The following is an 11205-nucleotide window of genomic DNA, read 5'->3' as shown; positions in this document are numbered from 1 at the left end:
CCTGACGGCGATCCGGCTATCCCTGCCCTGCTCCGCAGGAGTCCGATTCCTCCCCGGCCTGAAGGCCGGGGCATCCTCGGAGGAACCCGGTGAAGCGGTTCTCGTCGACCTGGTCATCCAGATCCCACGGACCGTCATGGCCGTAGATGACGAGTAACTTCCCTTCATCACGCATCTTGTAGCCGGTGTTCAGGCAGTCCACGACGTTGCGGCCGAGCCGGTCCATGGCTGCAGCCACCAGCCCGTCGTACGGACCCCTCTCATCGCGAAGCCAAGGGCCCAGTTTCGGCCGGGTCATCGAGTCGGTGGCGCCCGACACCTCCCAGTCGTCGGCCCAGCCGATGATGTGGCCCCCAACAGATGCGGCGGCGGTCAGCACGTCCTCGCGTTGCCGCTCCGGAGACGACGTGGCTAGCTTCATCCGCGATAGCCGTCGCACACCGAGGAGGCACATCCCGCATCCATCGTAGGGGCGTTCCGTACCGCGCAAGACTTCTCCGTTTCGAGCACGCAAGGTACGGAGATTTGGCGGCCACACCTAGGATGATCTTGCTCAGCCCAGGAAGCTCAGGCGAACCTGACGGTTGGCATTATCTTTATTGGTGTCGACCAGGCAGACCGACTGCCAGGTGCCCAGCTCCAGGCGGCCGCTGATCACCGGGAGGGTCGCGTGGGGTGGGACGATGGCCGGGAGGACGTGGTCGCGGCCGTGGCCGGGGCTGCCGTGGCGGTGCTGCCAGCGGTCGTCGGCCGGGAGCAGGGTGTGCAGGGCGGTGAGGAGGTCGTCGTCGCTGCCGGCGCCCGTCTCGATGATGGCGATTCCGGCCGTCGCGTGCGGGACGAAGATACTGAGCAGGCCGTCGCGGCCGGCCGCTGCCTCGCGCAGGAAGTCCTCGCAGTCGGCGGTGAGATCGACGACGCGTTCCCGGGAGCCGGTGGAGACGTGCAGCATGCGGGTGGTGAAGGCATCGGGCATGCCCCCATCCTGGCCCATGCGCCGGGCTTCGCGCCCCATGGCACGGGCACAGAGCGAGACGGCCGGTCCACAGGACGAGACACCGTTGACCGTGGCACGGTCATCTGGCTACCTTCTGCCGCATGTTGCGTTCAGCCCTGCTCACCACGCGCGGTCATATCGACCTGCTGCGGGTGGCCTCCGCCGCGTGTCGCCGCGGCCGCTGACGCCCTTTCCCGCTTCATCTCTCCTCTCGGGCTCTACTGACGCCTGCACTGCCGAGTCCTGCCTGACCTGCGCTGCCGTGGTCTGCGGTTGAGGCGGGCATGACGTGTCGGCGCGAAGAGCCGAGTCCCCGTATCCCCTCCCCCGCTCTTCCCCTGCCCCGCCCTCCCCCTCCGTGGAGCAACCATGAGCATCAGCCATGCCCCACCCAGCTCTCCCGGGCCGGATATTTCCGGTATATCCAAGTCCCATGGGCCCGGCACGTCGCATTCGGAACGCCGAACCGCACCGGATCTCCAGCCTGTCGTCCCCGCCTCCTCCCGTCACCTCCGCGTCCCCCGCTGGCTGCGCCGTACGGCGGGCCCGCTCTTGCTGCTCGCCCTGTGGCAACTCCTCAGCGCCACCGGCGCGTTGACGGCCGATGTGCTCGCCTCGCCGGGCCGGATCGCCCAGGTCGGCTGGGATCTGGTCGGTGACGGTTCGCTGCCGTCGGCCATGGGGACCTCCCTCCGGCGTGTCGCGTTCGGGTTGCTGTTCGGGACCGTGATCGGCACCGGACTGGCCCTGGTCTCGGGGCTGTTTCGGATCGGTGAGGACCTGGTGGACGCGCCGGTGCAGATGCTGCGCACGGTGCCGTTCGTCGGTCTCATCCCGCTGTTCATCATCTGGTTCGGGATCGGCGAGACCCCGAAGATCGCGATCATCACGCTCGGAGTGACCTTCCCGCTCTATCTCAATGTGTACGCCGGGATCCGCGGCGTCGACTCCGCACTCATCGAGGCCGGTGAGTCATTGGGGCTCTCCCGGTGGGGTCTGGTGCGCCATGTCGTGCTGCCGGGCGCGCTGCCCGGCGCACTCACCGGGCTGCGTTACTCGCTCGGCATCGCCTGGCTCGCGCTGGTCTTCGCCGAGCAGGTCAACGCCGATGCCGGCATCGGCTTTCTGATGGTGCAGGCGCGGGACTTCCTGCGGACCGACGTGATCGTGGTCTGCCTGATCGTCTACGCCTTCCTCGGCCTCCTCGCCGACTTCGTCGTCCGCTCTCTCGAAAGGCTGCTGCTGCAATGGCGACCGACGTTCACCGGCCGGTGACCGCCGAGCCGGCCCCGGCCGTGCACGTCGAGGGGCTGATCCGCTCCTTCGACGGACGGGCCGTCATCGACGACCTCCGACTCGACATCGCTCCCGGCGAGTTCGTCGCCCTGCTCGGTCGCAGTGGCTGCGGCAAGTCGACGCTGCTGCGCATCCTCGCGGGCCTCGACCGCGACATCCAGGGCACCGCGCTGGTCCCGCGCCGCAGGGCCGTCGCCTTCCAGGCGCCCCGGCTCATGCCCTGGAAGAGGGTCTGGCGCAACGTCCTGCTCGGCCTGCCCGGCAGGCCCGAACGCGCCGTGGCCGAGCGGGTGTTGGACGAGGTCGGCCTCGGCCACCGGATCGGCGCCTGGCCGAAGACGCTCTCCGGCGGCGAGGCGCAGCGCGCCGCCCTCGCCCGCGCCCTGGTTCGCGAACCCGATCTGCTGCTGCTCGACGAGCCGTTCGGCGCGCTGGACGCGCTGACCCGGATCAAGGCGCAGCGTCTGGTCGGGGAGGTGTGGCAGCGCCGTGGCTGCGCCGTGCTGCTGGTCACGCACGACGTCGAGGAGGCGGTGCTGCTCGCTGACCGCGTGCTGGTGATGGACGGCGGCCGGATCGCCCACGAGCAGCGTATCGGCCTCGACCGGCCGCGCGAGATCACCGATCCCCGTTTCGCCGAGCTCCGCGCCGGCCTGCTGCGGCGGCTCGGCGTCAGCACCGCCGCCGAAGCCGCTTGAACACCCCTGAACGCCCTTGGACGTCCCTGAAAACCCCGCACATGAACGGAAGCGCCATGCGACAACGCCTCATGCCCGCAGCACTGCTCCTCCCCTTCACCCTCCTGCTCACCGCTTGCGGCGGGAACTCGTCCGCGAGCACGGGCGGCGACCTCGACGGCAAGGGCTCCGTCACGCTGAACGTCGGTGATCAGAAGGGCGGTTCGGAAGCCATTCTGCGTGCCGCCGGGGAGCTGAAGAAACTGGACTACAAGATCAAGTGGTCGACGTTCAGCTCCGGCCCACCGCTGTTGGAGGCCGTCAACGCGGGTGCCGTCGACATCGGCGGCGTCGGCAACACCCCGCCCGTCTTCGCGGCCGGCGCCGGCTCGAAGATCTCCGTCGTGGCCGCCTGGCACGGCACCTCCAGGGGCGACACCATCCTGGTGCCGGGCAACTCCGAGCTGACCCGGCCGGACCAGCTCAAGGGCAGGTCCGTGGCCGTGGCCCAGGGTTCGTCGGCGCACTACCAGCTGGTCGCCTCGCTGAAGGCGGCAGGGCTGAGCCTGGCCGACGTCCACGTCAAGTACCTCCAGCCGGCCGACGCGCTCGCCGCGTTCACCTCAGGCAAGGTCGACGCGTGGGCGGTCTGGGACCCGTACACCTCCCAGATCCTCCAGGCCAGGCAGGGCCGGGTGCTGACCACGGGTGCGGGCATCACCAACGGGCTCAGCTTCCAGGTGGCCGCGCCGGCCGCCCTCAAGGACCCGGAGAAGGCCCGTGCCGTCAAGGACTACCTGGCCCGGCTGCGGCGGGCGACGGCCTGGGTCCACAACCATCAGCAGGAATGGGCCAAGGTGTGGGCCAAGGACACCGGGCTGCCGTACGACGTGGCGCTGGCCTCCGTGAAACGGACCAACTCCACGCGGGTCGCGGTCGCCGTCGACAAGCCGCTCGTCGCCTCCGAGCAGCAGATCGCCGACACCTTCGCCGAGTTGAAACTGATCCCGAAGAAAGTGGACTTCGGCGACTTCGTGGACTCGCGGTTCAACGACGACCTGCCGCCCTCGACCACCCCGGCCAAGGGCTGAGAACGGAAGACAGCGGACATGACCGTACGACTGCACTGGTTCCTGCCGACCGGCGGCGACGGCCGCACCCTGGTTGACCGGCACGCCTACGGCCCGAACGACGCCCGTAAGGGAGCGGGGGTGCGGGCACCGGACATCGCGTACCTGGCGCAGATCGCCAAGGCCGCGGAGCAGCTGGGCTTCGAGGCGGTGCTGACCCCGACCGGCACCTGGTGCGAGGACGCCTGGCTCACGACGGCCGCGCTCGCACAGCACACCGAACGGCTGAAGTTCCTGGTGGCGTTCCGGCCGGGGCTGCTCTCACCGACGCTGGCCGCACAGATGGCCGCCACGTACCAGCGGGTGACCCGTGGACGGCTGCTGCTCAACGTGGTCACCGGCGGCGACTCCGCCGAGCAGCGGCGCTTCGGCGACCATCTGGACCATGACCAGCGCTACGAGCGCACGGACGAGTTCCTGTCCGTCGTACGCGGGGTGTGGCGCGGGGAGCCGTACGACTTCGACGGAGCCCATTACCGGGTCGAGGGCGGGCTGACCGCGCTGCCGCCGGACCCGGTGCCGCAGCTGTTCTTCGGCGGTTCCTCGGCGGCGGCCGGTCCGGTGGCCGCTCGGCACGCGGATGTGTATCTGACCTGGGGTGAACCACCGGCCCAGGTGCAGCGGAAGATCGACTGGATCCGGTCGCTGGCCGAGCGCGAGGGCCGTACGGTCCGCTTCGGGATCCGGCTGCACACGATCTCCCGGGACACCTCCGCCGAAGCCTGGGCGACGGCGGACCGGCTGCTCGACGACCTCGACGCCGGCACGATCGCCGCCGCGCAGGCAGCGCTCGGGCGCAGCGAGTCGGTGGGGCAGCGGCGGATGCTGGAGCTGCACGGCGGTTCCCGGGACCGGCTGGAGATCCATCCCAACCTGTGGGCGGGCGTCGGTCTGGTCCGGGGTGGCGCGGGCACCGCGCTGGTCGGCAGTCACGCCGAGGTCGCCGACCGCATCGAGGAGTACCACGCGCTCGGCGTCGAGCATTTCGTGCTCTCCGGATACCCGCATCTGGAGGAGGCGTACTGGTTCGGCGAGGGCGTCATCCCGGAGTTGTCGGCACGCGGTCTGCTGGGCCGTACGGCGGCCCCGGTCGCCGGGGGCGGGGCGCCACTGCTGGTGTCCGGCGGGCGCTGAGCCGGGGCCGGGCGCCCTCGCCGGCGTCCGGCGGGTGGAGAGCCGGGGGCGGGGGCGGCCCTGCCCGGCTTCGGGGAGCCCGCCGCCCGCTCTCGGGAAGATCCGCGCCCGGGAAGATCCACGCCCCCATCCCGGTTGGTAGAAGCGTGAACGAATCGCGTGAGGGCGAAGTCGTCGTCATCGGCGCTGGTCAGGCCGGGCTGTCCAGCGCCTACCATCTGCGGCGCACCGGTTTCGAGCCCGACCGCGACTTCGTGGTCCTCGACCACTCCCCCGCGCCGGGCGGCGCCTGGCAGTTCCGGTGGCCCTCGCTGACGTACGGCAAGGTGCACGGGATGCACGCGCTGCCCGGCATGGAGCTGACGGACGCCGATCCCGCGCGGCCCTCGGCGGAGGTGATCGGTGAGTACTTCGACCGGTACGAGCGCACCTTCGACCTGCGTGTACGACGGCCCGTCGACGTGCGGGCGGTACGGGAAGGCGACGGGGGGCGGCTGCTGGTCGAGACCTCGGACGGCACCTGGTCGACGCGTGCCCTGATCAATGCGACCGGCACGTGGGACCGGCCGTTCTGGCCGCGCTATCCCGGTCAGGAGACTTTCCGCGGGCGGCAGTTGCACACCGCGCAGTACGCCGGACCCGAGGAGTTCGCCGGACAGCGCGTCGTGGTCGTGGGCGGCGGCGCCTCGGGCACCCAGCACCTGCTGGAGCTGGCCCCGTACGCGGCCGCGACCACCTGGGTCACCCGGCGCCCTCCGGTGTTCCGCGAGGGGCCGTTCGACCAGGAGGCGGGCCGCTCGGCCGTCGCGCTGGTGGAGGAGCGGGTGCGTCAGGGGCTGCCCCCGCGCAGTGTGGTCTCGGTCACCGGGCTGCCCCTCAACGACGCCGTCCGGCAGGGACTCGCGGACGGCGTCCTGGACCGGCAGCCCATGTTCGACCGGATCACCCCGGACGGCGTGGAGTGGGCCGACGGACGGCACGTCAGCGCCGATGTGATCCTCTGGGCGACCGGGTTTCGTGCCGCGCTGGACCATCTCCGTCCGCTGCGGCTGCGCGAGCCGGGCGGCGGGATCCGGGTCGAGGGCACCCGGGCGGTGGCCGATCCACGCGTCCATCTCGTCGGCTACGGCCCGTCGGCCAGCACCATCGGCGCGAACCGGGCGGGCCGCGCGGCCGTCCGGGACATCAGGCGACTGCTCGGCGAGGACCAGCCGGTCGCCGCGTGACGTCGCGCCGGCTCAGTTGACCAAGGGCCGCGGGGAGGCCGGGGTCCGGCTCGGGCTCTGTGCCTCACCCGAGCCCTGGTGGAGGGAGTTGAACTCCGCCACGTTGCGCATGTGCGTCCCGTAGTCGGAGGTGAAGCGGGTGTCTCCCGGCTTGACCGTGACGAAGTACAGCCAGTCGCCCGGCGCCGGGTTGAGCGTGGCGCGCATCGCCTCCTCGCCGGGGTTGTCGATCGGTGTGGGCGGCAGACCCATGCGCTGGTAGGAGTTGTAGGGGCTCTCGATGCGTGTGTCGTCCTGACTGGTGTCGAGGGTGCTGCGGCGCAGCGCGTAGTTGATCGTCGAGTCCATCTGCAGCGGCATCCCGCGCTTGAGCCGGTTGAAGACGACCCGGGCGACCTTTCTCATGTCCGCCTTCGTCGCGGCCTCGGCCTGGACGATGCTGGCGATGGTGACGGTCTGGTAGACGTTCATCGTGTTGCGCTGCGCCCCGGCCGCGATCGGCGCCGCGTTGAACTTGCTGTCGGCGGTGTCGACCATGAAGCGCAGCACGGACTCGGGCGTCGCCCCCTTGTGGAGGGGATACGTCGCAGGGAAGAGATAGCCCTCCGGGTTGCCCGCGGCGTCGCTCGGCAGCTTCAGACCGGCCTTCCCGACGGACTTGCGCGTGCTTCCTGGCGGAAGCTGGAGGGCTTTGTCGATCGCGTCGTACACCTGGCTCGCGCGCCAGCCCTCCGGGACGACCAGTGCGGCGGTCAGCGTCTGTCCGGGTCCGCTGTCCAGCGTCAGCAGCGGCACCGTCACGGCGGTACCGACCACGGCGGCGCCGGCCACGACGAGGAAGAGTTTGCCCCGGCGTGTCAGTCGAATCGTGCCTCGTGGCGGAATCTTCGTCTGCATGCGGGTACGGTAATACGCATATCGCCCTAAACCCGGCATATATTCAGTCTGTCGGTTCGCAGCGTCAGCGCGTCGGTCACGGCGCGTTCGGCTCGGCCGCGTTCAGCTCGTCGGTTCCAGCTGAGCGTCCCGGCGCACCAGTGCGGCGTACCGCCCGTCCCGTTCCAGCAGTTCCTCGTGGCTGCCTCGTTCGGCGACCCGTCCGGAGTCGAGGACCACGATCTGGTCGGCGCCGCGGATCGTGGACAGGCGGTGGGCGATGGTGATCGTCGTCCGGTCGGCCGACAGGGCGTCGATCGCCTCCTGGACGGCGGCCTCCGTACGGGTGTCGAGCGCGCTGGTCGCCTCGTCGAGGATGAGGACCGGCGGATCCCGCAGGATGGTGCGGGCGATCGCGAGGCGCTGCTTCTCACCGCCGGAGAAGCGGTGGCCGCGTTCGCCGACGACCGTGTCGTAACCGTCGGGCAGCGCGGCTATGTGGTCGTGGATCTGCGCCGCCGTGGCCGCCGCCCGGAGTTCCTCGTCCGTGGCGTCCGGTTTGGCGAAGCGGAGGTTGTCGGCGACCGAGGCGTGGAAGAGGTACGTCTCCTGCGAGACGACGCCGACCGCGCGGGCGAGGGTGTCGAAGTCGAGGTCCCGGACGTCGACGCCGTCGATGGTCACGCGGCCCCCGGTGACGTCGTAGAGGCGGGGCACCAGATAGCCGAGCGTGGATTTTCCGGCGCCGGTCGGGCCGACGACGGCAAGGCTGCCGCCCGCGGGCACGGTGACGTCGACGCCGTCGAGGACGGGGCGGGACCTGTCGTCGCTGTCGTAGCGGAACTCGACGTCCTCGAAGCGGACTTCGCCCTTGACCTGGTCGAGGTGGACGGGCCGCTCGCGCTCGGTGATGTCGATGGGCAGGTCCAGATACTCGAAGATGCGCTGGAAGAGAGCGAGGGAGGTCTGGATCTGGACACCCGTGGCGAGCAGGCTCACGGCGGGCCGGAACAGTCCCTGCTGGAGCGAGACGAAGGCGACGATGGTGCCGAGCGAGACCTTGGGGCCGCCGAACTGCAGGGCCAGGCCCGCCGTCCAGTAGATGACGGCCGGCATCGCGGCCATGACGATCGTGATCACGGCCATGCGCCAGCGCCCCGCCATGTTGGACTTCACTTCGAGGCCGACCAGGCGCTCGGACTCCTGGGCGAAGGACGCGGTGAGCGAGTCGGAGCGGCCCATCGTGCGGCCGAGCAGGATGCCGCTGACCGAGAGCGACTCGGTGACGGTGGCGGCCATCGCGGCCATCTGCTTCTGCCGCTGCGTGGTGATCTTCTTGCGTTCGTTGCCGACGCGGCGGCTGATCCACACGAACACCGGCAGCAGGAGCAGCGAGACGATCGTGAGCCGCCAGTCGAGGGCGAGCATCGCGACGATCGTGGCGACCACGCTGGTGACGTTGGAGACGAGGGAGGTGGCGGTCGAGGTGACGGTGGCCTGCATGCCGCCGATGTCGTTGGCGATCCGGGACTGCACCTCGCCGGTACGCGTGCGCGTGAAGAAGGCGAGCGACATGCGCTGCAGCCGGCCGTAGACGGCGGTGCGCAGGTCGTGCATGACGCGCTGTCCGACGGTCGTCGAGATCAGCGTCTGGAGCACGCCGAAGACGCTGGAGAGGACGGCACTGAGGATCATGCCGAGCGCGAGCAGGCTGAGCAGGCCGGTGCGGCCCTGGGGGATCGCGACGTCCAGCGTCTCCTTGAGCAGGAACGGCGTGGCCACCGAGACCAGCGAGGCGGCACCGACCAGCAGGCCGACGACCGCGAGCCGGCCGCGGTAGGGACGGAAGAGCTTCAGGATGCGGCGCACCTGCCGGGGCTGCTCCTTGGCGTCGGCAGGCGGGGTCCAGGACGGTTCTCGATCGGGATGCATGGGCTCCTACGGAGGTGTACGGGCGCCGGTCGGGGGTCGGCCGACGAGGACGAACGGATCGTAGCTCATTGTTACCTATACTCACAATGAACGGCATCCTGATATTGTTCCCGCATGACCACCCCCGATCCCGACGGCCTGCTCGCCGAGCAGTTGCTGCGGCTGACCCGCCGGGTGCACCGCATCCAGAAACGCCATCTGGAACGGCACGACCTGGGCGTCACCCCGGCCCAGTCCCGGCTGCTGCGCACCCTCGCGCACTACGCCTCGCCCCCGCGCATGGCCGACCTCGCCGAGCGCCTGGAGGTGGTGCCGCGCGCGGTGACGACGCTGGTCGACGGCCTGGAGGCGAGCGGGAAGGTACGGCGGGTGCCGGATCCGGCGAACCGGCGGGTGACCCGGATCGAGCTGACAGACGACGGGCGTACGACCCTGCGCGAGCTGCGCGGCGCACGCCGCTCGGCGGCCGAGGAGATCCTCGCTCCGCTGACAGAGAAGGAACGCCAGGTGCTCGGCGTGCTGCTGGACACACTCATCGACGGGGACGGCGGCCAGCGCTGCTGAACCCGGCGCACAGTACTGCGGGCCGCACACCACCCTCGGTGCACGGCCCGCCGGTATGTTCTCAGCCCCGTTGCCGGTCAACCCGCCTTCGGTGCGGGCTCCTCGGCGGCCGGCCGTGCCCCGACGGCGGCCGCATCGCCGAGCTCAGCAGCGCTCGCGATCCTCCGTGAGCACTCCCTGAACCGTGGTCAGCGAACGGTCGTAGCAGCCGTCGGAGCCGTACAGCCGGTAGCGCTCGGTCGACGTGCCGACGGCGTGCCGCTGGTCGCGCGGAACGTTGATCGTGTACGCCGCGTCGCCGCTGTAGGTGTCGTCGAGCCGCGACCACGCGGTGCGCCGGCCGTCCCGCAGTCCCACAACCGACGCGCGGTCGCCGAGCGTCAGCACGGTGCGCAGCCGGTCGTCCGCGCCGATGGTCGTCGCGCCGTTCATGGTGTACGTCCGGTCGGTGTGCGTCGTCCGCGCGGGACCGTGCCCGCCGACGGTGACCGTCTGGTCGTCGGACCAGGTCGCGTCCAATCCGTCCGTATTCTCGCCGTCGGTCCAGCGATGGACGGAGGTGCTGGCGAGTGTCCGGGTGACGGTGGTGGTCACGCGGCCGTGCGAGGTGTCGAGGTATCCGGACACGGTGAGCCGGTGTCCCGCCTCGGTGTCGACGCGGTTCTCCGAACCGGGGATGTAGGTGGAGGAGTTGGCGATGCCCGTCGCCTTGTTCCCGGTGAGCGCCCCCGTGACGTGGGCGCGGTGCGCGTCCTGCCAGACCAGGACGTTCACCGGTGCGCTCCAGCCCGACTGCCCCGCCGGCACGCCGACGACGGAGACCTCGACGCGGTGCGCACGCCCGTCGTCGAGCAGACCCGCGAAGGGTGTGAGGTCGTATTCGATCGGCCGGACGTCGAAGGCGCCCGGCGCCGGAACGACATACCACAGGAAGGGGTTGGACCAGCCGCCGGTCCAGACGTTCGGGAACGGCGCGGCGATTCCGGCGAGTTGACCGTCGACCTTGATCTGCACCTCGCGGTAGGGGCCGTGATCGGCCTTGCAGGAGTACGACGCCGGGTCGGCCACGGTCAGGTACCAGAACTCCTCGCAGCCGCCGCCCGAACCGGTCGCGTAGACCTCGGCGACGATCCGCTCGCTGTTGCGCGGGGTGGTGAGGGTCGTGCCGTCGGGCGTGTCGGCGAGGGTGAGCACGCGGTCGGGGGTCTGCCGCGTGGGGTGGCCCGCGTAGAAGGTCAGGGTGACGTGTACGTCGATGACGCCGGTGTAGGTGTCGTGCACCGGGTTCCTCCGAGGATGCCCCGGCCTTCAGGCCGGGGAGGAATCGGACTCCTGCGGAGCAGGGCAGGGATAGCCGGATCGCCGTCAGGGCG

Annotated in this window: 11 protein-coding genes and 1 pseudogene; 7 read left to right on the top strand and 5 right to left on the bottom strand. The window is 70.5% G+C overall.

Annotation, left to right across the window (positions count from 1 at the left end):
- Nucleotides 1–16: 16 nt before the first annotated feature.
- A complete protein-coding gene (locus ACIBJF_RS48955) occupies nt 17–421 on the bottom strand; it encodes a recombinase family protein (RefSeq protein WP_399184372.1) in 405 nt (134 codons plus the stop codon).
- 132 nt (nt 422–553) lie between these two features.
- Nucleotides 554–976, bottom strand: a complete 423-nt coding sequence (locus ACIBJF_RS48950) for a secondary thiamine-phosphate synthase enzyme YjbQ (RefSeq protein ID WP_399184371.1) — start codon at nt 974–976, stop codon at nt 554–556.
- Between the two features lie 122 nt (nt 977–1098).
- Here ACIBJF_RS48950 and ACIBJF_RS48945 point away from each other — a divergent pair, with 122 nt between their 5' ends.
- The 6 genes from ACIBJF_RS48945 (at nt 1099) to ACIBJF_RS48920 (ending at nt 6460) form a co-directional block, all read left to right on the top strand.
- On the top strand, nt 1099–1182 hold the full coding sequence (locus tag ACIBJF_RS48945) for a putative leader peptide (protein ID WP_313884353.1): 84 nt from the start codon (nt 1099–1101) through the stop codon (nt 1180–1182).
- 184 nt (nt 1183–1366) lie between these two features.
- Nucleotides 1367–2272: an ABC transporter permease gene (locus ACIBJF_RS48940; protein WP_399184370.1), complete on the top strand. Its 906-nt coding sequence runs from the start codon at nt 1367–1369 to the stop codon at nt 2270–2272.
- Nucleotides 2245–2991 carry an ABC transporter ATP-binding protein gene (locus ACIBJF_RS48935; RefSeq protein ID WP_399184369.1) on the top strand — a complete coding sequence of 249 codons (747 nt, stop codon included), beginning with the start codon at nt 2245–2247 and terminating at the stop codon, nt 2989–2991. Before ACIBJF_RS48940 ends, ACIBJF_RS48935 begins: the two co-directional genes overlap by 28 nt.
- Before the next feature lie 56 nt (nt 2992–3047).
- The gene (locus tag ACIBJF_RS48930; RefSeq protein ID WP_399184368.1) at nt 3048–4061 is read left to right on the top strand and encodes an ABC transporter substrate-binding protein; all 1014 of its coding nucleotides are present in this window, start codon (nt 3048–3050) and stop codon (nt 4059–4061) included.
- A gap of 18 nt (nt 4062–4079) precedes the next feature.
- Entirely contained in the window at nt 4080–5234 is a 1155-nt protein-coding gene (locus ACIBJF_RS48925; protein WP_399184367.1) for an LLM class flavin-dependent oxidoreductase, read from the top strand.
- A gap of 146 nt (nt 5235–5380) precedes the next feature.
- A complete protein-coding gene (locus ACIBJF_RS48920; RefSeq protein WP_399184366.1) occupies nt 5381–6460 on the top strand; it encodes an NAD(P)-binding domain-containing protein in 1080 nt (359 codons plus the stop codon).
- A gap of 12 nt (nt 6461–6472) precedes the next feature.
- Here ACIBJF_RS48920 and mltG read toward each other — a convergent pair whose 3' ends face one another.
- Nucleotides 6473–7357, bottom strand: a complete 885-nt coding sequence (gene mltG, locus ACIBJF_RS48915; RefSeq protein ID WP_399184365.1) for an endolytic transglycosylase MltG — start codon at nt 7355–7357, stop codon at nt 6473–6475.
- Between the two features lie 102 nt (nt 7358–7459).
- Complete coding sequence (locus tag ACIBJF_RS48910) at nt 7460–9268, bottom strand: ABC transporter ATP-binding protein (protein WP_399184364.1); 1809 nt, start codon at nt 9266–9268, stop codon at nt 7460–7462.
- Nucleotides 9269–9382: 114 nt separating this feature from the next.
- On the opposite strand from ACIBJF_RS48910, the gene ACIBJF_RS48905 reads away from it, so the two are divergent.
- A complete protein-coding gene (locus ACIBJF_RS48905) occupies nt 9383–9832 on the top strand; it encodes a MarR family transcriptional regulator (protein ID WP_365327041.1) in 450 nt (149 codons plus the stop codon).
- Nucleotides 9833–9976: 144 nt separating this feature from the next.
- Here the strand turns inward: ACIBJF_RS48905 and ACIBJF_RS48900 are convergent.
- Nucleotides 9977–11119: pseudogene (locus ACIBJF_RS48900) on the bottom strand (peptide-N4-asparagine amidase); the annotation flags it as partial.
- Nucleotides 11120–11205 lie beyond the last annotated feature (86 nt).

Origin of the sequence: Streptomyces sp. NPDC050743 (assembly GCF_044456925.1) — a bacterium.
Lineage (GTDB): Bacteria > Actinomycetota > Actinomycetes > Streptomycetales > Streptomycetaceae > Streptomyces.
This window is presented reverse-complemented; position numbering and strand designations above follow the sequence as displayed.